This is a genomic window from Maribacter sp. 4U21, from assembly GCF_002742365.1.
GTDB lineage: Bacteria > Bacteroidota > Bacteroidia > Flavobacteriales > Flavobacteriaceae > Maribacter.
The window spans coordinates 79,465-103,456 of sequence record NZ_MDGN01000054.1 but is presented as its reverse complement, the minus strand read 5'-3'; the positions used below and the strand labels follow the sequence as shown (position 1 = coordinate 103,456).

The following is a 23,992-nucleotide window of genomic DNA, read 5'->3' as shown; positions in this document are numbered from 1 at the left end:
ACCTTTGCACTCCGCTAAAAATAGGAATGGTAGCAAAACTTACACAAGGATTTTGGGCAAAGACCGCTAGGATAATACTTAGGAACAGAGTAGTGATATTGTTACTTGTTGCGGCTTTCACCGTTTTTCTAGGAATGCAATGGCAACATATGCGGTTTTCTAGCTCCCAAGCCAATTTGTTGCCAGATGATCACCCCGTAAACCGAGAATATCAATCTTTTCTGAGTCAGTTTGGAGAAGAGGGTAATGCCGTTGTGCTTGCCGTTAGGGATAGCGCACTTTTTCTGCCGAACAATTTTAAACGCTGGAATAAATTCAGCAAACAGTTAGGAGCTTTCCCGGAAGTAGATTTTGTACTATCCACAGATAATCTTCAAGAACTGGTAAAGGATAATGAAAAACAAGAATTTGTACTTCAGCCCCTCTTTAAAAAACAATTGGATAGTCAACAGGAAATTGACAGCATAACACAGCATTTGTTTAACAACATGCCGTTTTATGACAATCTACTGTACAATAAAGAAAGTCGTACGTTACGCACCGTAATGTATTTGGATAAGGATATTGTGAATACGAGCGTTCGGAAAGATTTTATCCTTAAAGATATGATACATCTGGTGAGCAGTTTTGAAGAGGAAACTGGTCTAGATGTGCACATTTCCGGTATGCCCTACGTCCGTACCATGAACTCCCAAAATATTATTGATGAAATCGGTAAGTTTATCTTGGCCGCTTTGGGAGTTACCTCGCTAATTTTCTTTTTCTTTTTCCGAAGCGTGCGTGCCACCATCATATCTATGTGCGTTGTAATAATTGGGGTAATGTGGGCATTTGGAATACTTGGATTGCTTCAATATGAAATAACGGTCTTAACGGCATTGATTCCACCTCTAATCATCGTTATCGGTATACCCAACTGTATTTTCCTTATTAATAAGTATCAGCAAGAGGTTAAAAAACATGGCAATCAGGCATTATCCCTACAACGGGTAATTTCCAAAATCGGTAATGCCACATTAATGACCAATATGACTACGGCCTCTGGCTTTGCGACGTTCATTATAACGGATAGCAAACTTCTGAAAGAGTTTGGAATCGTAGCCTCCATAAACATTATAGGAATCTTTGTACTCTCCCTTCTAATTATACCCATTGTCTATAGTTTCATGTCTCTTCCCAAGACCAAACATTTAAAACATCTGAAAAAAAGATGGATCGATGCTTTTGTGAGTTGGATGGAAGGTATTGTAAGACACCAGAGAGTTGCTGTTTATATTGTTTCTATTGCCCTTTTAGTGGTTAGTATCATAGGTATTTACCAAATTGATATTTCTGGAAGCCCTATAGAGGATATGCCCAAGAACGCAGAATTTTTTAAGGATATTCGCTTTTTTGAAGAAGAATTCGATGGCATAATGCCGGTAGAGATAGTTGTGGACACAAAAAGTCCGAAAGGTGTATTGAAACCTGCAACGCTCAAAAGAATAGATAGACTAGGAGATGTTGTAGAAGAAATACCGGAACTGTCCAAACCGGTTTCCGTGGTCAATTTGGTGAAGTATTCAAAACAGGCATTTTATAACGGAATCCCAAAATACTACCAGTTACCCACGAGTCAGGAAAATACATTCATCATGGATGTTGCCAGAAAATCGTCCGACAATGGCAACCTGCTAAAAAGCTTTGTAGATAGTACTGGGCAAACTGCAAGGATGACGACGTTTATGCGCGATGTTAAAACGGACCGTATGGAAGTAATTGAACAGCGGCTTTTAGAGAACATAGCCAAAATTTTTCCAAAAGAGAGATATACCGTTTACATGACGGGTAGCGCCCTGTTATTCCTTAAAGGAACCAAATACCTCGTGAAGAATCTAATTATGTCCTTGGCCCTAGCCATAGGTCTGATAGCCCTATTTATGGCTTACCTATTCCGTTCTTTTAGGATGATTATCATTTCTTTAATCCCAAACTTATTACCTCTGTTGGTAACGGCAGGCATAATGGGTTTTGTAGGCGTTCCAATTAAACCCTCTACCATACTTGTATTCAGTATTGCTTTTGGTATCTCCGTGGACGATACGATACACTTCTTGGCCAAATACCGCCAGGAACTCACGTCAAGCAAATGGAAGATTGAAAAATCGGTGTACGCTGCGTTGCGTGAAACCGGAGTAAGTATGTTCTATACTTCTATCGTTTTATTCTTTGGTTTTTCTGTTTTTGTTATTTCCAATTTTGGGGGAACAGTGGCTTTAGGCTCTTTGGTTTCCGCAACCCTGCTTTTTGCCATGTTGGCTAACCTTATTCTATTACCGTCGCTATTACTATCCCTAGAAAAGAGCATCGCAAATAAAGAGGTCCTTAAAAAACCGCAAATAGATATTCTACCAAAGGGAGAGGAGACGGATTGATTTCCTTTTTAGCTTAAAAATTCCTTTTTAGCCTAAGTATTCCTTCATTTTTTTTAGCAAAGACCTATCTTTGATTTTTAATTTTCAATCCATTTAAAATGCGCTCAGCAAGCATAAAAGAACTACTTTCAGGAAAAGATTTACTACAAGAGGTTACCATAAACGGATGGGTCAGAACATTTAGAAGCAATCGTTTTATCGCATTGAACGACGGCTCCACGTTAAACAATATACAATGTGTAGTAGATTTCGAAAAAATCGATGAGACCATTCTAAAACAGATAAATACCGGTTCTGCTTTACGTATTTCGGGAACATTGGTTGAAAGTCAGGGTCGTGGGCAAAGTGTGGAGATTCAAGTAAAGGATATTGTTGTACACGGGAATGCGGACCCAGAGGCCTATCCTATCCAACCTAAAAAACACTCCTTGGAATTTTTACGGGAAAAAGCACATTTAAGGGTCAGGACCAATACTTTTTCGGCCGTAATGCGTGTTCGTTCCGCGTTGGCTTTTGCAGTACATCAATATTTTAGGGATAATGGTTTTTACTATTTTCATGCACCTATAATTACAGGGTCGGATGCTGAAGGTGCCGGTGAAATGTTTCGAGTAACCACACTAGATGAAAAAAACCCACCTTTAACGGAGAACGGGGAGGTTGACCATAAAGAGGATTTCTTTGGTAAAGAAACTAACCTCACGGTTTCGGGGCAGCTGGAAGCGGAAGCCTATGCCATGGCCCTAGGGAAAGTATATACCTTTGGACCTACGTTCCGAGCTGAAAATTCCAATACATCCAGACACCTAGCGGAATTTTGGATGATAGAACCAGAGATGGCTTTTTACGATTTAGATGACAACATGGATCTGGCGGAGGACTTTATAAAAAGTGTCATCGGCTATGTTCTGGAACATTGTCAAGAAGACCTACAATTTTTGGAAAAGCGTCTTTTGGATGAAGAAAAAACCAAACCTCAGGCAGAGCGCAGCGAAATGGCGCTGATAGAAAAATTAAAGTTTATCTCGGAGAACAATTTCAAGAGGGTCACCTATACTGAAGCAATAGATATTCTTCGCAATAGTAAACCCAACAAGAAGAAGAAATTTAAATATCCTATAAATGAGTGGGGAGCCGATTTGCAAAGCGAACATGAACGTTACCTTGTAGAGAAACACTTTAAATGCCCCGTTATCCTTTTTGACTATCCAGCTAAAATAAAGGCATTCTATATGCGTTTAAATGAAGATGGAAAAACGGTTAGAGCTATGGATATTTTGTTTCCCGGAATCGGTGAAATCGTAGGTGGCTCGCAAAGAGAAGAACGTTTAGATGTACTCAAGGAGAAAATGGCCGCATTGGATATTCCCGAAGAAGAACTTTGGTGGTATCTGGATTTGAGGAAATTCGGTACCGCAGTGCATAGTGGTTTTGGATTGGGCTTTGAAAGACTGGTACTGTTCGCTACTGGTATGGGTAATATAAGAGACGTTATTCCTTTCCCAAGGACCCCTCAAAATGCTGAATTTTAAACGCAATTGATTATTTTTATAAGGACTAGAAAAGACCAATGTTAAAACAATACCTGCAGTTTAAATTATCTCAAAAGCTATCTCCTCAACAGATACAGTTGATGAAGTTGATACAATTGCCTACACAGGCTTTTGAGCAGCGATTAAAGCAGGAACTGGAAGAGAACCCGGCATTGGAAAGTGGTAAAGAGGAAATTGAATCCTTGAACGATGAATTCGATGACCCTTATGACGCGGAAACCGACGGCGAGAGGATAGAAGCGGAGGATATCAATATTGACGATTATCTAAGTGATGACGAAATACCGGACTATAGGACCCAAGCCAATAATTATAGTGCGGACGATGACGAAAAAAGTGTTCCCTATGCCTCTGGAACATCTTTTAATCAATACTTACTCAATCAGCTGAATACAGTATACCTGAATGACGAAGAGTGGGCAATTGCCGAATTTCTGGTGGGAAGCGTTGACGAGAGTGGCTATATAAGAAGGCCATTATCCGATATTTTGGACGACCTAGCTTTTACCCAAAATATATATACCGAAGAGAAAACCATAGAACGTGTATTACATATGGTGCAGCAATTAGACCCTCCTGGGGTGGCTGCTAGGTCCTTGGAAGAATGTCTGATCATTCAATTGGAACGGAAAGAAGGTACCCCAAGTATAGACTTGGCCATAGCTATATTAAAAAAGTCCTTTGAGCAGTTCACTAAAAAACATTACAAGAAACTCATACAGAAGCATAATGTAACAGAGGAAGAGTTAAAAAGTGCTATTTCAGAAATAGAAAAATTAAACCCGAAACCCGGTGGGTCCTATTCGGGAAATACGCGTATAATAGAGCACGTAGTACCGGATTTCTCCATCAGAATTGTGGATGGTGAACTAGAACTAACGCTCAATGGCAGAAACGCTCCCGAACTTCATGTTTCAAGGGAATACAGCAATATGCTGAAGGGTTATAAAGAGTCTAAAGAAAAATCCAAGTCCCAAAAAGATACGGTACTTTTCATAAAACAAAAGTTAGATGCGGCAAAGTGGTTCATTGACGCCATTAGACAGCGGCAACAGACATTATTCATAACGATGAACGCCATAATGCAGTATCAAAAGAAATATTTTTTGACTGGAGATGAGCGCAACCTACGCCCTATGATATTGAAGGATATAGCTGATGAAATTCAAATGGATGTTTCTACGGTATCACGAGTGGCGAATAGCAAGTATGTAGACACTCCCTACGGCACCAAACTGATAAAACAATACTTCTCGGAGTCCATGAAAAATGAACTAGGAGAAGACGTGTCTACTAGAGAAATAAAGAAAATCCTAGAGACGGTCATTAACGAGGAAACGAAAAAGAAACCCTTGACCGATGACAAGCTTGCCGCAATTCTAAAGGAAAAAGGATACCCTATTGCAAGACGCACCATTGCCAAGTATAGAGAACAACTTGGAATACCTGTAGCCAGATTGCGAAAACAGATTTAATGAAATTCTTCTCGAGTGCCATTTCCTACATATTCCATCCACTATTAGTACCAATAGGAGGCACACTCATATACTTCATAATTACCCCAAAATATAGTCCGTTAGAAGTTCAAGGTGGTAATATATTACCCATATTTATATTGACCGTTATTATTCCTATTGTTACTTACATGATTCTAAGAAATTTACATCTGGTACATTCGGTTTTTATGCCAAGTATTGCAGAGCGCAAATATCCGGTGCTCATTCACATACTATTACTGGCCCTTATTCTTTATAAGGTTATTTCTAACCATTATACCATTGAGCTGTACTTCTTCTTTGTTGGCTTAATAGGAGCGGCCGCAGCAAGTCTTATGCTATTATTTTTAAAATTTAAGGTGAGTTTACATCTTATGGGACTAGGAAGTCTACTCATGTATTTAATTGCCCTTAGCATCCACTTTGAAATAAACGTGATTATAGCTATAAGCTTATTCACTCTGGCAGTAGGTGTTGTGGCATCATCAAGGTTATACTTAAAGGCTCATACGAAACCAGAACTACTGGTAGGGCTAATGATTGGTCTGCTATCACAACTTTTGACCGTTAAGTTCTGGTTATAAAATGTAGAATACAAAACCGATTCTCAAAGGCCTAAAACCTATAGATTCCCCATTAACAACGGCGTTCTCTTCAAACAAATCGGTCAAGGAATAATACACATGTATATTGAATGTATTGTACCCAACATTTAAGGTTAATCCGTATTGAAGTCTTCTAATGTCAGAATTAAAGAAACCATCTGTAAAATCCTCAGTAACCAACTTAGACCTGGCTCCTATCACATAGGCAGCCTTGATACCTGTGTAGATACGCCAAAATTTATATTCGGTAGCGGTAGAAGTACGCCATCGAAATTCCAATGGAATCTCAATGAGATGCGTTTCCAATTTACTCCGCCTGAAACCGGCTATATCCGTATCAAAAACATAGTCCAGTCCAGAACCGTTTTCCCTAACACCAAGATTAGAATAGTAGTTGTTTATCGCAAGACCGGCTCCTAGACCCAAAGCCTTTGTTCCTGTTTGATTAAGTGGTATATCCCTTATAAAACCAGCATTGAGACCATAAGATAGATTACGCTGTTTAAAATCCTCTGCCCTATTACGGACAAAATTATATGTTATCCCAAAATAGAACTGATCCTCAAGATAATTAGCTGTTGAAGAACTATCCTTAATTGGAGATTGGCCCGTAGCCTGTAACACTAAACTTAGGCATACAAAACATAGAAAACCTTTCATCTTATTTAATTTACGATATCTAAAACCAACTAGAAAACCTCTGAACCTTATAGTGCCGCGAAGGGCAGTACCGCGTGCTTAAATATAACAAACTAAAAAACGCTCCAAAAGTATTGGAGCGTTTATATAAGTTTGAAATGATTAAATAATCTACTGAAGGTTTCTAAAAGCGTCGCCTTCGTACGTAGTGTAATTTACTTTAAGTGCATTAACCTTTCGTAGTTCCTGCTTTATATCCGATATAAGACCCATATTTGCGTTCTTATCTACTTTTAAAGAAGTCGTCAAAACGTTTTGAAGTTCTTGAGCTTTTTTAGCTCTTTCCATCAAGATATAGTCACCGACCTCGGAAGGGTTCGCAAACTTATCGTTCAATTGTATTTTAGGCTCTGTTCCAAAGACCCTCTCATATTCTTTTGTTGGCTTACCAACATAAATATAAATAACACGATCTTTCTTTTCAAGCTTCTTTATTTCACTCGCGTTAGGGAGAACGTTCTCAACTTTTAGCGAACTATCCTTCATAACAGTTACTGTCATAAAGAAAAATAAAAGCATAAATACAATGTCTGGAAGTGATGCCGTTGATACCGCAGGCACGTCTCCATCTTTTTTCTTTGCAAATTTTGACATAGTGTTTTATTTATCGTTCGTTAATTGGATGAGGAAGTTTCCGCCTCAGAAAGCTTTTGTGGAAATAAATCCTGAATACGTTTTACTTTCTCCTTTAATTCTTCTTTGACATCATCAGGCGTTTCTGGATTCAAATACTCCGCTTCCATATCCGTAAAATCCTTTTTGAATAGACGTTGTGCTTCTCTATTACGTAAATCATTATAAGCACCTACGAGCTCATTTTGAACAGTTATGTAAGTACTATATTTAGTTTCACGATCGTTCTTAAGAGAAATAATTGCCTTTGAAGGATTATCGGATGACGATGCATCTCTCTTTCCCTTGCAATAGTTACAATACTCTGGACTACCTGAAGGTGCTCCTCCGTTATCCAAAAAAGCTTTAGCCTTTTCACGAAGGTCTTTAAGCTCTATCAACTCTTCGTCAGCCAACAACTGCCCGTTCTTGTTGATGTTTACCTGAAAGATATTCTTTTGTTTAATAACAACATCTGTATCGGGCGGTTCTATTGGAGGCAACATACGATCCAATCCTGCATCAGTTTCAATAGTAGTCGTTACCAAGAAAAAGATAAGTAATAGGAAAGCTATATCCGCCATGGAACCAGCGCTAACTTCTGGTGCTCCTGCTCTTCTAGCCATAATTTTTGTTTTTTATTTACTGAACATATTTTTAATAGCGGGTATGATAAGAGAAGCTACAGCGATAATGGTCAAGAGAAAGAAAACATTCAATCCCATCCCAATCTTTTTCACTGTACTTTCATCTGACATAGCTAAAAATTCCGGATCAACATCCGTTCCGCTAGCCAACACATATGATATACCGACCACTAATAAAAAGCCTCCAACTACGAATAGGGTCTTTTTAAGACCTTGTGGATTAGAGAATAAATTTTTAAGTGTGAAAACCAAACTTACTACCACTGCAATTCCTAGTAGTATGTACGTAATGATGAACATTGCGTTCATTGCGCCACTTTGAGCAGCTTCCGCTACAGGCATATCTGAACTAGGCAATAAGTACCACAGCAATGCGCTTACCACACCTATAACAATCAATGCTATTTTTATAATTTTTTGCATAATTTTTAGGTATTAAAGGTGCTACTTATTTTTTGTGATCAACCAACATATCGATTAAAGTAATCGAAGAATCTTCCATATCATTAACGATGCTATCAATCTTAGCGATGATATAGTTATAGAAAATTTGAAGGATAATAGCCGTAATCAAACCGAATACCGTTGTTAATAATGCCACTTGAATATCACCTGCAATAAGAGATGCACTTAAGTTACCAACAGCTGCAATCTTCTGGAAGGCTTGAATCATACCAATTACCGTACCCATGAAACCAAGCATAGGTGCAATTGCGATAAACAAGGATAACCAAGAAACGTTTTTCTCTAGCTGCCCCATTTGAACGCCACCATAGGCTACAACCGCTTTCTCTGCAGACTCAATACTCTCACCTGCACGGTCTAAACCTTGGTAATATATAGAAGCAACAGGTCCTTTTGTATTTCTACAAACTTCTTTAGCAGCCTCAACACCACCAGAAGCTAAAGCATCTTCTACTTGCTGCTTTAATTTAGAACTGTTCGTACTTGCCATATTAAGATATATGATTCTTTCTATAGCTACCGCTAAGCCAAGAATCAAACATAAAAGAACGATACCCATAAAACCGGCACCCCCTGTGATGAACATTTCCTTTAAAACTTGCGTAAATCCTTTTTCTGCCTCAGGAGCTGCATCTTGTACTAGCATTGCTGCAGTTGCCACCTTTGCACTTACCATATTTGTACCTGCTACAAATGCCCCAGCAACTGCTAGGCTTGGGAATAATTTTTTCATTTTTTTCAAACTTAAATTAGTTAGTTAATAGGGTTAAAGATAAAAAAAAAACAATATAAAAAAAGTAAAATTTAATTGCAGAGAGGAAGGGATTCGAACCCTCGATACCCTTTTGGGGTATACACACTTTCCAGGCGTGCGCCTTCGACCACTCGGCCACCTCTCTAAAATTAGTCTTTTTTAAGGTTGGGCAAATAACAAAAAAAATATTGGTTTAAGAAATTAAACAGGTTAATTTTAGTGCATTTCACCACGTAGAGCAGTCTCGAACACCGTTTTAAACAAGGCGTTGGACACATCACTTCCCAGCATGTACATCGCCTTCGTTACAGCTGCCTCCGTTGTAATATCCTTACCACTAACAACTTGCAATTTTTTTAGCTGTGTACTTGTCTCGTATTGCCCCATTAACACACTACCTCCAGAGCACTGGGTAACGTTGATTATATGAAGGCCATTTTTTATGGCCGCTCTTAAGCGCTCAATGAACCAATCCTCGGTAGGGGCATTTCCCGATCCATACGTTTCAATAACAAGAACACGCAATCCCTCTGTTCTAAGAATACTATCCAAAACACGAAAATTGATACCGGGAAAAATCTTTAGAACAGCAACATTTTCGTCCATCTGCTTATGGAACTTTATCTTATTGTTCTTCTTAAGGGGTAATAGATATTCCCTAAAAACATTCAAATGCACCCCGGACTCAACTAAATGCGGATAATTCAATGAAGCAAATGCCTGAAAATGTTCGGCATTTATTTTGGTTGTTCTGTTCCCTCGGTAAAGTTTGTACTCAAAGTACAGACCCACTTCTCTAATTACCGGACGGCCTCTTTCTTGTAATGCCGCAATCTGAATAGAAGTAATTAAATTTTCCTTGGCATCCGTTCTTAAATCACCTATCGGTAATTGTGATCCTGTCAAAATCACCGGCTTTGAGAGGTTTTCCAGCAAAAAGCTCAAGGCAGAAGCAGTATAACTCATAGTGTCACTACCGTGCAAAACAACAAAGCCGTGATGTGAATCGTAGTGAGCCTCAATGATTTCCACAATTCTTATCCAATCTGAAATTTGCATATCAGAGGAATCAATAGGGGCTTCAAAGGAAACCGTATCTATACTGCAATCCAATTGATTCAATTCAGGTATGTTGTTCAGCAACTTATCAAAGTTGAACGCCTTAAGTGCTCCCGACTTATAGTCTTTGACCATACCTATGGTTCCCCCGGTATAAATCAAAAGGATGTTTTTATCATTAGCGGCCATAATTCTCTAATTTAGTACGTTAGACCCCGAAGACCAGTTTTGAGTTATTCGTTGTAATCTCAGCAATCTCTGCCTCCTCCTTTTTATAGATTAACGCCACCTTCTCCAGTACATGTAGCAAATAGGCGCTTTCATTACGTTTACCCCTGTAAGGCTTAGGAGCCAAATAAGGGGCGTCCGTTTCTAATATGATATGACTTAAGTCTATTTTTTCTAAGAATGTATCAATTTTTCCATTTTTAAAGGTGACAACGCCTCCTATACCCAATTTAAAGTTATAGGATATCGCTTTTTGGGCTTGTTCCAATGTACCTGTAAAACAGTGAAATATGCCATAAAGATTTTCTCCTTTCTCTTCTTCAAGAATCTCAAAAATTTCATCGAAAGCTTCCCTACAGTGAATAATTATGGGCAATTTGTGCTTCTTGGCCAATTTTATCTGATATCGGAACGCATCTTGCTGTTGCCTTAAAAATGTCTTATCCCAATATAAATCTATTCCAATCTCCCCCACGGCGCAAAAATCGTGTGTCGTGATCATTTCTTCCACATGCGCCAACTCTTCCTTATAGTTTTCCTTAACATGGGTAGGGTGCAAACCCATCATAAGAAACATATTTTCTGGATAAGTTCGTTTTAAATCCATCATGCGTTGGGTGTAGGTAGAATCGATTGCAGGAATAAAAAAACGCTCTACACCATTGGAAATGGCGTTTTCAATAACGGTTTCTCTATCATCATCAAAAGCCTCACTATATAAATGCGTATGTGTATCCGTAACTATCATACCGCAAAAATAGGTTTATCTTTACAGATTAAATTATAAGTAAGGTCAAGAATTTGAGGGATTCTGGACCATTGTTTTAAAAAACAAATCAAAAAGCGTATGTCCAGATTATATAAATTCCTGAAGAAAAAGAACTTTAATAAAACCAATTTAAAGCTCACCGGCACCAATCATATTGAGGTAACGGCCAAAATAAACGGTATAAAAGGCCGGTTTATTTTAGATACGGGAGCATCTAACACCTGTGTAGGCTTTGATAAAATCGAGTATTTTAACCTGAAATCAAAATCATCGGATATTAAGGCAGCAGGCGCAGGAGCTACCAATATGAAAACACTGCTATCCAAAAAAAACAACATACAAATTGGTAAATGGAAGATGAAAAAGCTAAAGATTGTACTTTTTGATTTAAACCATGTCAATGAAGCCCTAACCTCTCAAAATGCTGCTCCTGTAGACGGTATAATAGGTGCCGATGTATTAAAAAAGGGAAGAGCCGTAATCGATTACCACCAAAAGGATGTATACCTAAAGAAGATAAAATAGTTCGTTTTGCCCTTAACGTAATATAAAAGCCTTTTCCAATATTTGGAAAAGGCTTCTATAATTTATGATAAAGAATGTTTTTTACATCTCCAAAGCTTTCTTCACATTACCGTCCATCAATAATTCTTCTGGGTTTTCCAAGGCCTCTTTAACAGCAACTAGAAAGCCCACAGATTCCTTACCGTCAATAATTCTATGGTCATAGGATAAAGCTACATACATGATAGGGGCTATTGCAATTAAACCATCTTTAGCTATTGGTCTTTCCACAATATTATGCATTCCAAGAATGGCACTTTGAGGCGGGTTGATTATTGGAGTGGACAACATGGAACCAAACACACCTCCATTAGTTATGGTAAACGTACCACCGGTCATCTCATCTACGGTAATTTCTCCCTCTCTTGCACGAATAGCCAGTCGTTTCACTTCTGATTCCACTCCTCTAAAGGATAAATTCTCGGCATTTCGTATTACGGGAACCATAAGCCCTTTAGGACCTGAAACCGCTATACTGATATCACAAAAATCATAGGAAAGCATTTCTTTACCGTCTATCATTGAATTCACAGCAGGATACATTTCCAATGCTCTGACAACCGCCTTTGTAAAGAATGACATAAAACCTAATCCAACCCCATGTTTCTCTTTAAAAGCTTCTTTATATTCTTTTCGCAAAGCAAAGATTGGAGACATATCCACTTCATTGAAGGTCGTCAACATTGCCGTTTCGTTCTTAGCCGCAACCAAACGCTCTGCTACCTTTCTGCGAAGCATAGAGAGTTTGGACCGCGTTTCACCACGATTCCCTCCAGAAACCGGAGAACCCATTGACGGAACGGCTTTAACCGCATCTTCTTTGGTAATTCTGCCATCTCTTCCTGTACCCTTAACGGTTTTGGAGTCCACACCTTTTTCGTCCATTATTTTCTTCGCAGCAGGCGAAGCACTTCCTGTAGCATAGGACTCTTTTGCGGCAGGTGACGCTTTCGGGGCCGGCTTCTCTTCTTTAACCTCTTCCTTTGGAGCCTCGGTTTTACTGCCCTTATCATCGGCTTTTGCTGCACTTGTATCTATCAAACACACCACCGCTCCCACTTCAACCGCATCACCTACTTCAGCCTTTAAAGTTATCGTTCCACTTGCTTCCGCTGGTAATTCCAAGGTAGCCTTATCCGAGTCTACTTCTGCTATCGCTTGGTCTTTTTCTACATAATCACCATCTTCTACCAACCATTCCGCGATTTCAACTTCCGTTATGGACTCTCCTGGAGAGGGAACTTTCATTTCTAGAATCATTCTTCCTATAATTTGATTTATTCTACTTCTTTTTTGGTTTTATCATGTTGTCCTTGGTCTTATCAAAGACATAATCTATCACTTGCTGATGCCGTGCCTTGCTGCGAACAGAACTTCCTGCTGCAGGCGCTGCATAAAAACGTCTTGATGCCACCCTGAAACTACGAGCCTCGGCATAGTGCATCATAATATGACTCCATGCACCCATATTCCTAGGTTCTTCCTGTGCCCAGACCACGTCGTTCGCATTTTTATATTTTGCGGTGATTTCCTTCATTTGTTGTTCCGGTAAAGGAAATAACTGCTCTACCCGTACCAAGGCTACATCATCCCTATTCAGCTCTTCCCTAGCAGCAAGCAAATCATAATAAAATTTTCCAGTACAAAATACCAAGCTTTTAACCTTTTTCTTATCCGCGCCTTCATCATCTATTACTTCTTTAAAAGCTCCGTTAGCCAAGTCGTCTGCGGAAGACACCGCCTTAGGATGCCTTAATAGACTTTTTGGTGTAAATATGATTAAAGGTTTTCTGAAATTGGCCTTCATTTGGCGACGTAGAATATGGAACATCTGGGCCGGAGTAGTAACATCTGCGATATACATGTTATCTTTTGCACATAACTGCAAGTAACGTTCCATCCTAGCTGAAGAATGCTCGGCTCCTTGACCTTCATAACCATGTGGTAGGAGCATAACCAGGCCATTCTGTAATTTCCATTTATCTTCTGCAGCAGATATGTATTGGTCTATCATAATTTGGGCTCCGTTACTGAAATCCCCAAACTGAGCCTCCCATATGGTCAAGGTATTTGGATTGGCCATAGCATATCCATAATCAAATCCTACCACGCCGTACTCTGACAAAAGCGAATTGTATACCTGAAATCTACCCTGTTTAGCGGACAGATGATTGAGCAGCAATACTTCTTCCTCACTCTCCTCTACTTTCATGACCGCATGACGATGTGAAAAAGTACCTCTTTCCACATCCTGTCCGGACATCCTAACTCCGAAGCCTTCCTCAAGCAATGTACCATAGGCCAATAATTCTCCCATGGCCCAATCTAGTTTATCGGTCTCGAAGAACATTTTCTTCCTATCTTTAACTAACTTCTCGACCTTTCTTAAAAATTTCTTTCCTTCCGGTAGCTCGGTTATGGTCTTAGCAATAGCGGTAAGCTTCTTTTTATCGAATTTGGTATCAACGGCATCCATCATCTCCCATTCCCTAACATTGGAAAAACCTTTCCACTCATCTGCCATAAAAGGGGTAATCACCGTCTTGTCCTCTTTTCTAGAATCTTCCAGCTTCTCCTCTAGAGCTTCTTTATATTGCTTTTCCAGTTCAGAAACATAACCATCATCGATAACACCTTCACTTATCAATTTTTCGGCATAAATGTCTCTGGGGTTTTTGTGCTTAGCGATGGTCTTGTATAATTTTGGTTGTGTAAACCGTGGCTCATCACCTTCATTATGTCCATACTTTCTATAACCCAATAAATCGATAAAAACATCACGCTCAAAACGCATTCTATATTCCAAGGCGAATAGCGAGGCATGTACCACCGCCTCCGCATCATCTGCATTAACGTGCAATACAGGGCTCAATGTAACTTTGGCCACATCTGTACAATAGGTAGAGGATCTAGCGTCTAAATAATTGGTGGTAAAACCAATTTGGTTGTTTACGACAATATGAATAGTGCCTCCTGTTTTGTAACCGTCCAAATTTGCCATCTGTACCACTTCATAAACCAGTCCCTGACCCGCAATTGCCGCATCTCCGTGAACTACTATAGGTAAGACTTTAGAAAAGTTATCCGCAAAATTAGCATCTTGTTTAGCTCTGGCAATACCTTCGACAACCGCCCCAACGGTTTCCAAATGCGATGGGTTCGGGGCAATATTCATCTTTATCTTATTCCCGTTATCGGACATTCTATCCGATGTCCAACCCAAATGATACTTTACATCACCATCAAAAATCTCCTGCTCATAGTCCTTCCCGTCGAATTCACTGAAAATATCCTTGGCGGACTTTCCGAAAATATTGGTGAGTACGTTTAACCGTCCCCTATGTGCCATACCCATGACAAATTGCTCTACTCCCATCTCGGCAGCCCTCTCTACAATGGCATCCAAACCAGGGATTAGCGATTCGTTCCCTTCTAGTGAAAAGCGTTTCTGACCAACATATTTGGTGTGCAAAAATCCTTCAAAGGAAACTGCCTGATTCAATTTTTTGAGAATATGCTTCTTTCGGTTTGCATTAAAATCCGGGTGATTGTCATTTACGTTTATCCAATCTTGAATCCATTTAACTCTTTCCGGCTTGCGTATGTACATGTATTCTACACCGATGGCGTCGCAGTAAATTCTGGTCAAGTGACTTATAATAGCCTCTAAGGTACTTGGGCCTATGCCAATAATATCTCCGGCATTAAAAACAGTACCTAAATCGGCCTTTGTTAGACCAAAGTTCTCAATTTCCAAAGAGGGTACATATTGTCTTCTTTCCCTAACAGGATTAGTTCTTGTGAACAAATGCCCCCGGCTACGATAACCATCGATTAATCGAATTACCTGAAATTCTTTTTGCAGAGATTCTGGCATTTCAACCTCACGACCGTTAATGACCGAGGTTACTCGGTCATCACCGGAAATGTTCAACTCTTCTAAAGAGCTTTCCATTCCAAAATCAAAGCCTTGAAAAAATGCTCTCCAACTGGGTTCTACACTGTCGGGGTTTTGCAAATACTTGTCATAAAGCTCTGAAAAAAAAGAAGTATGCGCAGTATTTAAAAAGGAATATTTATCCATGAATTACTTTCTGTATCTTTAGAATAAACTTAATCAAAAATACAACATTTACGATATCTAAAGTAAAGTTGCGCACTATTATTGACAAAAATGAAATTTCTAACGAAAATCGATAAAAATGAGCCTAAAAAATACACTTTTATTCATGGCAGCCTGTCTTTTAGTACAGCTCTCTTTTGGACAGTTAGGGAGTCAAAAAAGTGATTTCTGGAGACGTGTGAATTTTGGAGGGGGCCTTGGTTTAGGATTTACCAACGGAGGGTTTAATGCCTCTGTTTCACCTAGTGCTATTTACAATTTCAACGAGCAATTTGCTACTGGGGTAAGTCTAAATTTTAACTACGCCAAATTCAATGAAGATAAGTTATTGGCCTATGGGGGTAGTATTTTGTCGCTTTACAATCCAATTCCGCAAATACAACTATCAGCCGAGTTAGAACAACTACGGATAAACAGAACATTACAAGGATTCCCAGATGATATCAAAGATAATTATTGGTCGCCTGCACTATTTCTAGGTCTTGGTTACCGTACCAATAATGTTACCATAGGCCTGCGTTATGATATTCTTTATGATGACGAAAGAAGCATTTACCCCAATGCACTGCTCCCCTTTGTAAGGGTATATTTTTAAAATCAGGAGTTGTATTTTTCCCTTAGTTCTACTTTTTGAAGTTCTCGCTCCAAAATAAAAAATGTAATCTGTTTTGAAACATCTACCGCATCCGTAACTTCAATCTTTTCAAAGACTGATTCCGGAATATCTATGGCGTATAGTAAATTGAGATAGTCCAGAAATCGCTCCATAAGCAAAAAATAGATTTTTTCATTAAGAGTAGTTTCTAGTTCTTCTGCGTTAATTCCATCAGGGATTTTTATTGGCACATTTATCCGTTCAAAATCTCTTTGAAGCTGCACTACCAATTTTCCGTAAAGATGATTTTCATTAGCCTTTTTCAATAAATGTACACTTTCAGAAACTTCCTTCTTCATGTTCATCTAAAAAATCATTGCTTATACACAACGCCTTCCTTCATTACAAAACTTACATTTTCGAGGGTACCAACTTTTTTTAACGGATTTTCTTCTACAGCGATTATATCCGCTGTAAAGCCCTCTTCAATTTTTCCCAGTTCATTCTCCATCCCTAATAACTGGGCGTTTACAATGGTCGCAGCCTTAAGTGATTCTTTAACAGGAATACCGGCTTCTAACAAATAACCAAATTCAATGGCATTCTTGCCATGCGGAAAAACGCCTGCATCAGTTCCGAAACCCATGGGCACTCCTTTCTTATAAGCTTTTGCCATCGTAGATTGGTGTATAGGACCAATCTCTAAAGCTTTCCTCGCCACAACTTCCGGAAAAAATCCAGGTTCTTTTGCCTTTTCTGCAACCTGCTTTCCCGCACTTATGGTCGGTATCAAATAACAATTATTTTCGACCATAAGTTCCATAGTTTCTTCACTCATAAAAGAACCATGTTCTATGGTATTTACGCCACCTAATATGGCCAGTTTCATGCCCTCGTCGCCATGCGCATGTGCTGCCACACTAAAACCATAATTTTTTGCCGTACTTGTTATGGCTTGGATTTCCTCTAAAGTAAACTGCGGGTTATTACCACTCTTGGCTACACTCAACACTCCTCCTGTAGCGGTTATTTTTATAACATCCGCACCATTTTTATAACGCTGTCTCACTGCTTTTTTTGCATCATCTATCGAGTTCACGACCCCTTCCTTGGGTCCAGGGTCTCCCATTAATTCTCGCTTTCTACCATTGGTTGGGTCTGCATGTCCACCTGTGGTTGCCAGAGCCATTCCTGAAGTAATTATTCGAGGCCCGTCTACCAATCCTTTATTAATGGCATTCTTTAAGGCGATATTTACACCTGTACCGCCAAGATCACGGACCGTGGTAAAGCCTGCCATGAGTGTTTTTTTCGCATATACGGTAGACTCTAAAGCAATATCGGCCTCATTTTGGGTAAACTCTTTCATATAACTTCCCTTGTTGTATTCACCTTCTATATGCACATGCATATCGATAAGACCGGGGAGAACTATCCTATTTTTAAGGTCAAGAGTCCTATCTGAAGCAGCTCCTGAGACAAAACCATTTTCAATACGCTTTATTTTAGTACCGGAAACTATTATTGTTCTTTCCGTAATCATTTTTCCGGTGGACACATCGTAAATACTTCCACATTGCAGATAAGTGTCTTGAGCACTCACTAAATTTACAATTAGCAGTAAAAGGGATAGAATAGCATTTCTCATACGAATTGGCATTAAGGTAAATAAGGGAGAAATATACCATATTTCTCCCTTATTCAGAATTTTGATCGTAACTATATCAATCTCGTATCTTCTGTTCCCAGACCCAAGCCGATTTCATGGCGTCGTCCAGGGTATATTCCGATTTCCACCCTAAAACGGTATTGGCTTTTGTAGTGTCCGCGTAGGCACTCGTGATATCACCAGGGCGTCTATCAACAATTTTATAATTTAATTTTTTGCCAGAGACTTTTTCAAAACTTTGAATAGCCTCCAAAACCGAACTGCCCTTTCCGGTACCCACATTGAAAACTTCATAATTCTCATTGTTCTTACCTGCCAAAAGTCTTTCTAAGGCAACTACATGAGCCTTGGCCAAATCCACCACATAAATATAATCCCTGATACATGTGCCATCCGGAGTCGGATAGTCATCACCAAAAACGGAAAGTTCTTTCCGTAATCCAATTCCCGTTTGGGTAATAAAAGGCACTAGATTTTGAGGAACTCCTATAGGAAGTTCTCCAATCTCGGCACTAGGGTGCGACCCCATCGGATTAAAATAACGTAAAGCTATTGCACTAAGTTCAGGTGTAACCTTGCAAGTATCCGCGATGATTTCCTCACCCATTTGTTTTGTATTACCATAAGGAGATTCCGCAACCTTTACGGGAGCATCTTCTGTTATGGGCATCTTATCGGCTTGGCCATATACCGTACAAGAAGAACTAAAGATGAAGCTTGCTTTTTCCTTTTTACTTAGTTCTTGAAGGATATAAACTAAGGTGCCAATATTGTTCTCGTAGTACAAAAGTGGTTTTTCTACACTTTCCCCTACCGCCTTTGAAGCAGCAAAATGAATAACACCCTTAATATCTTGATGTCTTTTAAAAAAATCACTGACTTTCTCCTTTTCCCTAAGGTCCAGTTTTTCAAATAAGGGAGTTTTACCAGAAATCTTAGTGATTCCGTCTAAAACAGACTCACTAGAATTAGAACAATTATCTATAATAACGACTTCAAAACCTTTGCTCTGTAATTCTACAACCGTATGTGAACCTATAAATCCGAGCCCTCCTGTTACTAATATTTTCATGTACTATTTTTATGGTGTGCCAAATATATACACTAAACTGGCTTAGCCATTTACAAATTCGATAACCCTAGACGTAATATAGTTTAACTGCTCATCGTCAAGTTCCGTATGCATGGGCAATGAAATTACCTCCTTTACCAATTGGTTCGTATGAGGGAAATCTTCCTCCTGATATCGCTCATCTACGTAAGCCTTTTGTTTGTGTAGGGGAATGGGGTAATACACTCCGCATGGAATACCGTGCTCATTTAAATAGGTCACTAAAGCGTCTCGCTTACCATTCGTAATTCTTAAGGTATACTGATGAAAAACGTGACAATCACAAACATCACAAATACCTTCACAACCATTAACGGTTTTAGGTACTATGATGTTGGTCCTATCTGCAAAAGCCATATTATATTTCCTTGCAGCGGCTCTTCTGGCGTTGCAATAGCTATCCAACTTTGGGAGCTTAGCCCTTAGTACCGCCGCTTGTATAGAATCTAATCTAGAATTAACTCCGACCACATCGTGATGATAACGCTCGTACATTCCGTGATTTACGATACCTCGCAGTGTATGTGCCAAATCGTCATCATTAGTAAAAATAGCACCTCCATCACCATAGGCTCCCAAATTTTTAGAGGGAAAGAATGATGTTGCACCAATATGACCTATAGTACCTGCCATAGCCTTTTTCCCTGTTTTTGAACGATATTTAGCGCCAATTGCCTGTGCGTTATCCTCAATTACGAATAAATTATGTTCTTTGGCCAAACTCATAATGGCGTCCATATCAGAACATTGTCCGAACAAATGCACTGGCACTATTGCCTTGGTCTTTGGGGTAATGGCTTTTTCTATGGCATCAATACTAATATTGAAAGTATCCAAATCTACATCTACCAAAACTGGAGTTAATTGTAATAAGGCAATCACCTCAACGGTAGCCGCAAAGGTAAAATCCGCAGTGATGACCTCATCGCCCGGCGCTAGATTTAAGCCCATCATAGCGATTTGCAAAGCATCCGTTCCGTTTGCGCAGGGGATAACATGTTTCACGCCAAGATAAGTTTCCAAATCTTTTTGGAAGGAGTGTACCTCTGGCCCGTTAATGAAGCTTGATGTTTCCAAAATTTGGGCGATAGAGGCGTTAACCTGCTCTTTTATTTCCTGGTATTGACCACCAAGGTCTACCATTTGAATTTTTTTCATTTTTCTACATTAGGTGAAGCACCACAAAAATACGAAACGTCTGACAATGAATTTCTGGAAAGAAACGTAATTTAGCTTCAAATAAAAGAGTTTGCTTTTAATTTATAATATTGTCGTCTCTATCACCTGGCAGCTGCTAAAACTACTAGCGCTGGTTAACACAAAACTCTCTCTTTTTGTAAAAGGAAGGAAACAAACCTTTGCAACACTAAAAAAGCATATTAATGAGACGGACAAAACTATTTGGCTACATACGGCATCTTTGGGTGAGTATGAACAAGGATTACCTATTCTAGAACGGTTACGATTGGATTATCCCGAACATAAATTGGTGTTGACCTTCTTCTCCCCCTCCGGTTATGAAGTCAAAAAAAATACAAAAGAGGCAGATGTGGTAACCTATTTACCAATGGACACCCAAAAGAAAGTCATTCAGTTTTTAGACACCGTACATCCTGAACTTGCTGTTTTTGTTAAATATGAAATATGGCCCAACTACCTCACTGAATTGGGCAAAAGAAAAATACCCGCGGTACTTATTTCAGGGCTTTTCAGAAAATCACAAATCTTTTTCAAAGCTCATGGAGGTTTTATGCGAAAGAGTTTACGTAATTTTTCCCATTTCTATGTACAGGATAGTGTATCCAAAGAACTACTGAAATCCATTAACTTAACCAACACGGATATTAGCGGCGATACGAGGTTTGATAGGGTTTCCGAAATACTGGAACGCGATAACAATCTAGGGTTCATGAATAGTTTTTCTAAAAATCATACATGTTTTGTAGCAGGAAGTACATGGCCGGAAGACGAAGAAGTACTAGTGGATTTCATGAATACCTCGCCCTCCACAACAAAGTTTGTTATTGCACCACATAATATAAAAAGGAATCATATATCAAACTTAAAAGCGTCCATTACCAAAAGTACAGTGCTATTTTCCGAAATTGGGGATAAAGATTTAAAAACAACCCAGGTACTTATTATAGACACTATAGGGCTTTTGACCAAAATATATAGTTATGCGGATATCGCCTATGTGGGCGGCGGCTTCGCGACTGGCCTACATAACACCTTGGAACCCGCCGTGTTTGGTGTACCCGTTATCATAGGCCCTAATTACAATGGCTTTCTGGAAGCGGAAAAACTGGTGGAACTGGGAGGTGTTCTACCTATTTCCAATAAGCCTGAGTTTTCTTCAATCGCTGAAATGCTTATTACAAGCGAGGACAAAAGCGCTGAATTGGGTCAAATAAACCGTACTTACATTGAAAAGAATAAAGGAGCGAGCGTCCGAATAATGGATGGTATACGTACTTTATTAAAGTAGACAATGTACTCGCTTATGAAATTGCCCAAGAACCTTATACTAACTGCTGCCCTACTATTCCTTTTCTCTTGCGGGGAGACGACATCAAAATCTGGTCAAAAGTCTCCAGCCGAGAATCAAAAAAAGGGTAGTGAAGTACCACTTAGAGATCAACGAAAAGATTCCATACTACACAAACCCGTTAAAAAAACTAAAAAGCAAAAATCCAGGGACACCCTAAAACCCAGAATCACAACCGATTTAGATTTCCCTGAAAAAAACGAAGTGTCAGAACCTTTATCAAAATAGTCATTCAGCCTTATTGTGATTATAAAGAATTGTAGCTATTTTTTACTTCATAGCAACTTTTAGGCGTTTGGTCGATTTCAAAATGCTTTTTCGAAGAACTTAATTTCATAATCCATATATTAGACGAAACAACACTATATGATTATGGAACAGGAACTTACATCAGGAGTAAAAATCCTTAATGGTTTTTTAAAATTAATGATTGCATGCTTAGTTGGTATTCTAATAGCCATTCCGATAGCATTGATATTGGATTTCATGGGCGTAATATAGAAAAGCGAACTACTCTAGAATATTCTAAAGATTACTAAAAAACATGCTTTTGGACAAGTGTGCTTTTTTTATTCAAATCTAAACAAGCTAAGTAGTCCCAGCTCGATGAAATTCAATTTTTATCGTTAAAAGCGTATTCCGTTTTGTTCAAACCACAAAAATATACGGTTTTACCACATTATTGTAAGATTTTACAACATTTATTAAATCAGACCACCAACAATATCTAATTTGAAAATTATAACTTTAAAGTAGGTAATGTCATGAAAGATTTATCATTTAAAACAGGGGTAGATTCTTATCTATCCGTTCTAATTATTGCGATGAACGCCTTTTTGGCTGTCGTTGCAGTAGGAACCTTCATGTCCTTAATTGGACTAATCTAAAATCAATTTTAAACTATTGTTTATCGATTAAAAATTACTTTAGGAAAACCTCTCTTTTGGGAGGTTTTTTATTTCCTCACTTAGCTAAGACCTATTCAAAAATCAACGTAGCTTTGGCTCTTTGACTCTAAATAAAATCTAAGATTTCGCCTTTATAATTTAAAATTTCTTTGGTGTGTACCTTCAACCACTTTGAGAGTATTGTGGCGTAAACTGAGCGAAAATCAATAGAATATTTAAGATCCTTATTCGTATCCAAATCGTACAAATTAGGAGCTTCATTTCCCGAAACTGGAGGTGCGTGCATTAAATATAAGGACAAACAAATCGCAGTCTTTAATTTTAAAAGAAAAGGCGTTTGGTATGCTTGTCAAAATCTTTGTCCGCATAAAATGGAAACGGTACTCTCTTGGGAAATGATAGGTGATGAGCAAATGGAAGCGAAGGTAGCCTGTCCTTTGCATAAGAACAATTTCTCCTTGAAAACCGGAAAGCATTTGAACGGTGACTTGGAGGCAATTGCCACCTATCCCGTAAAAGTTGAAAATGACGTTGTATATGTAGGCTTTTCTGAATAGTTTTGGCCTAAACCGAATAATATGTCCACTTCCAATAAACTTCAACGTGCGTTTCATCTTTTTCACGAGGCCAATCAACAAGACCCAAATACTGAAGTTTTTGATGGAAAAACCTATCCGAAAGAACTGTTGTACGCGCAACGGATGACAATGCAGCTCAATAGTTTTGAACCCAACGCTTCCGAAGCCTTACAATTAACGGCAAGGTGCCAGCACATCTGCCGTTGGGAGATTGCCAGGGATTCCTACAAAATGAACCGAGAGGGCTATCTACGTTGGCGACAGGCACTTAAAAGATTCCATGCAGCAAATGCAGCTGCCATTTTAAGCGAAATAGGCTACACAGAGGAAATCATTTCAAAAGTTAAATTCCTTTTAGAAAAAAAGCAATTAAAGAAGAACGAAGAAACCCAAACCTTGAAAAATGTCATTTGCCTTGTATTTTAAAAACACTACTTTAAACCGTTCGCGGTAAAACATCCCAAGGAAAAAAATATTGATATTCTTAAAAAACATGGCGTAAAATGTCTAAAAAGACCACGGGGCCGCCTTACAATTACCCTTATCGGAGAACTCTATGAATTTAGTATCCAAGGCGATAGGTAGCGCATAAACT

Annotated in this window: 25 protein-coding genes and 1 tRNA gene; 12 read left to right on the top strand and 14 right to left on the bottom strand. The window is 38.9% G+C overall.

Annotated elements, in window-relative coordinates:
- The first annotated feature begins 26 nt into the window (after positions 1 to 26).
- From BFP77_RS11355 to BFP77_RS11340, 4 genes are all read left to right on the top strand, one after another.
- Complete coding sequence (locus BFP77_RS11355; protein ID WP_099574140.1) at positions 27 to 2,414, top strand: efflux RND transporter permease subunit; 2,388 nt, start codon at positions 27 to 29, stop codon at positions 2,412 to 2,414.
- Positions 2,415 to 2,512: 98 nt separating this feature from the next.
- Positions 2,513 to 3,946, top strand: coding sequence for an asparagine--tRNA ligase (gene asnS, locus BFP77_RS11350; RefSeq protein WP_099574139.1), 1,434 nt, complete (start codon positions 2,513 to 2,515; stop codon positions 3,944 to 3,946).
- A gap of 38 nt (positions 3,947 to 3,984) precedes the next feature.
- Positions 3,985 to 5,442: an RNA polymerase factor sigma-54 gene (gene rpoN, locus BFP77_RS11345; protein WP_099574138.1), complete on the top strand. Its 1,458-nt coding sequence runs from the start codon at positions 3,985 to 3,987 to the stop codon at positions 5,440 to 5,442.
- The gene (locus BFP77_RS11340) at positions 5,442 to 6,047 is read left to right on the top strand and encodes a hypothetical protein (protein ID WP_099574137.1); all 606 of its coding nucleotides are present in this window, start codon (positions 5,442 to 5,444) and stop codon (positions 6,045 to 6,047) included. The genes rpoN and BFP77_RS11340 overlap by 1 nt, the downstream gene beginning before the upstream one ends.
- On the opposite strand, the gene BFP77_RS11335 is transcribed toward BFP77_RS11340, so the two are convergent.
- From BFP77_RS11335 to BFP77_RS11300, 8 genes are all read right to left on the bottom strand, one after another.
- Positions 6,042 to 6,728 (bottom strand): porin family protein, encoded by a 687-nt coding sequence (locus BFP77_RS11335; RefSeq protein ID WP_099574136.1) that lies wholly within the window; start codon positions 6,726 to 6,728, stop codon positions 6,042 to 6,044. The two genes, BFP77_RS11340 and BFP77_RS11335, sit on opposite strands and share 6 nt — an antisense overlap.
- 150 nt (positions 6,729 to 6,878) lie before the next feature.
- Positions 6,879 to 7,361: an ExbD/TolR family protein gene (locus BFP77_RS11330; RefSeq protein ID WP_099574135.1), complete on the bottom strand. Its 483-nt coding sequence runs from the start codon at positions 7,359 to 7,361 to the stop codon at positions 6,879 to 6,881.
- Positions 7,362 to 7,381: 20 nt separating this feature from the next.
- Positions 7,382 to 8,005 carry an ExbD/TolR family protein gene (locus BFP77_RS11325; RefSeq protein ID WP_099574134.1) on the bottom strand — a complete coding sequence of 208 codons (624 nt, stop codon included), beginning with the start codon at positions 8,003 to 8,005 and terminating at the stop codon, positions 7,382 to 7,384.
- Positions 8,006 to 8,017: 12 nt separating this feature from the next.
- A complete protein-coding gene (locus tag BFP77_RS11320; protein WP_099574133.1) occupies positions 8,018 to 8,449 on the bottom strand; it encodes a hypothetical protein in 432 nt (143 codons plus the stop codon).
- A 25-nt stretch (positions 8,450 to 8,474) separates the two neighbouring features.
- Positions 8,475 to 9,224, bottom strand: coding sequence for a MotA/TolQ/ExbB proton channel family protein (locus BFP77_RS11315; RefSeq protein WP_099574132.1), 750 nt, complete (start codon positions 9,222 to 9,224; stop codon positions 8,475 to 8,477).
- A gap of 78 nt (positions 9,225 to 9,302) precedes the next feature.
- A tRNA-Ser gene (locus tag BFP77_RS11310) sits at positions 9,303 to 9,390 on the bottom strand.
- Positions 9,391 to 9,461: 71 nt separating this feature from the next.
- Complete coding sequence (locus BFP77_RS11305; protein WP_099574131.1) at positions 9,462 to 10,493, bottom strand: asparaginase; 1,032 nt, start codon at positions 10,491 to 10,493, stop codon at positions 9,462 to 9,464.
- A gap of 19 nt (positions 10,494 to 10,512) precedes the next feature.
- Positions 10,513 to 11,280 (bottom strand): TatD family hydrolase, encoded by a 768-nt coding sequence (locus BFP77_RS11300; RefSeq protein ID WP_099574130.1) that lies wholly within the window; start codon positions 11,278 to 11,280, stop codon positions 10,513 to 10,515.
- 99 nt (positions 11,281 to 11,379) lie between these two features.
- Between BFP77_RS11300 and BFP77_RS11295 the strand changes: the two genes are divergently transcribed.
- Positions 11,380 to 11,826: a retropepsin-like aspartic protease gene (locus BFP77_RS11295; protein WP_099574129.1), complete on the top strand. Its 447-nt coding sequence runs from the start codon at positions 11,380 to 11,382 to the stop codon at positions 11,824 to 11,826.
- Between the two features lie 81 nt (positions 11,827 to 11,907).
- Here BFP77_RS11295 and odhB read toward each other — a convergent pair whose 3' ends face one another.
- Positions 11,908 to 13,125, bottom strand: a complete 1,218-nt coding sequence (gene odhB, locus BFP77_RS11290; RefSeq protein WP_099574128.1) for a 2-oxoglutarate dehydrogenase complex dihydrolipoyllysine-residue succinyltransferase — start codon at positions 13,123 to 13,125, stop codon at positions 11,908 to 11,910.
- 22 nt (positions 13,126 to 13,147) lie between these two features.
- On the bottom strand, positions 13,148 to 15,949 hold the full coding sequence (locus tag BFP77_RS11285; RefSeq protein WP_099574127.1) for a 2-oxoglutarate dehydrogenase E1 component: 2,802 nt from the start codon (positions 15,947 to 15,949) through the stop codon (positions 13,148 to 13,150).
- 118 nt (positions 15,950 to 16,067) lie between these two features.
- On the opposite strand from BFP77_RS11285, the gene BFP77_RS11280 reads away from it, so the two are divergent.
- Positions 16,068 to 16,583, top strand: coding sequence for an alpha-ketoglutarate decarboxylase (locus tag BFP77_RS11280; protein ID WP_257212952.1), 516 nt, complete (start codon positions 16,068 to 16,070; stop codon positions 16,581 to 16,583).
- 2 nt (positions 16,584 to 16,585) lie between these two features.
- Here the strand turns inward: BFP77_RS11280 and BFP77_RS11275 are convergent, their stop codons facing one another.
- The 4 genes from BFP77_RS11275 to BFP77_RS11260 all read right to left on the bottom strand — a co-directional run bounded on the left by BFP77_RS11275 (position 16,586) and on the right by BFP77_RS11260 (position 20,521).
- Complete coding sequence (locus BFP77_RS11275; protein WP_257212951.1) at positions 16,586 to 16,948, bottom strand: hypothetical protein; 363 nt, start codon at positions 16,946 to 16,948, stop codon at positions 16,586 to 16,588.
- 8 nt (positions 16,949 to 16,956) lie between these two features.
- Complete coding sequence (locus BFP77_RS11270; protein WP_099574125.1) at positions 16,957 to 18,231, bottom strand: metal-dependent hydrolase family protein; 1,275 nt, start codon at positions 18,229 to 18,231, stop codon at positions 16,957 to 16,959.
- Positions 18,232 to 18,307: 76 nt separating this feature from the next.
- Positions 18,308 to 19,324, bottom strand: a complete 1,017-nt coding sequence (gene galE, locus BFP77_RS11265) for a UDP-glucose 4-epimerase GalE (RefSeq protein ID WP_099574124.1) — start codon at positions 19,322 to 19,324, stop codon at positions 18,308 to 18,310.
- Positions 19,325 to 19,366: 42 nt separating this feature from the next.
- Positions 19,367 to 20,521 (bottom strand): DegT/DnrJ/EryC1/StrS family aminotransferase, encoded by a 1,155-nt coding sequence (locus tag BFP77_RS11260; RefSeq protein ID WP_099574123.1) that lies wholly within the window; start codon positions 20,519 to 20,521, stop codon positions 19,367 to 19,369.
- A 91-nt stretch (positions 20,522 to 20,612) separates the two neighbouring features.
- On the opposite strand from BFP77_RS11260, the gene BFP77_RS11255 reads away from it, so the two are divergent.
- The 6 genes from BFP77_RS11255 to BFP77_RS11235 all read left to right on the top strand — a co-directional run bounded on the left by BFP77_RS11255 (position 20,613) and on the right by BFP77_RS11235 (position 23,823).
- Complete coding sequence (locus tag BFP77_RS11255; RefSeq protein WP_099574122.1) at positions 20,613 to 21,851, top strand: 3-deoxy-D-manno-octulosonic acid transferase; 1,239 nt, start codon at positions 20,613 to 20,615, stop codon at positions 21,849 to 21,851.
- Between the two features lie 15 nt (positions 21,852 to 21,866).
- Positions 21,867 to 22,139, top strand: coding sequence for a hypothetical protein (locus BFP77_RS11250; protein ID WP_099574121.1), 273 nt, complete (start codon positions 21,867 to 21,869; stop codon positions 22,137 to 22,139).
- A gap of 144 nt (positions 22,140 to 22,283) precedes the next feature.
- Positions 22,284 to 22,412: a hypothetical protein gene (locus tag BFP77_RS17375; protein WP_257212950.1), complete on the top strand. Its 129-nt coding sequence runs from the start codon at positions 22,284 to 22,286 to the stop codon at positions 22,410 to 22,412.
- Between the two features lie 263 nt (positions 22,413 to 22,675).
- The gene (locus BFP77_RS17370) at positions 22,676 to 22,798 is read left to right on the top strand and encodes a hypothetical protein (RefSeq protein ID WP_257212949.1); all 123 of its coding nucleotides are present in this window, start codon (positions 22,676 to 22,678) and stop codon (positions 22,796 to 22,798) included.
- A gap of 227 nt (positions 22,799 to 23,025) precedes the next feature.
- Positions 23,026 to 23,376, top strand: coding sequence for a nitrite reductase small subunit NirD (gene nirD / locus BFP77_RS11240; protein WP_099574119.1), 351 nt, complete (start codon positions 23,026 to 23,028; stop codon positions 23,374 to 23,376).
- 21 nt (positions 23,377 to 23,397) lie between these two features.
- On the top strand, positions 23,398 to 23,823 hold the full coding sequence (locus BFP77_RS11235; protein ID WP_306475426.1) for a DUF4202 domain-containing protein: 426 nt from the start codon (positions 23,398 to 23,400) through the stop codon (positions 23,821 to 23,823).
- Positions 23,824 to 23,992: the final 169 nt, after the last annotated feature.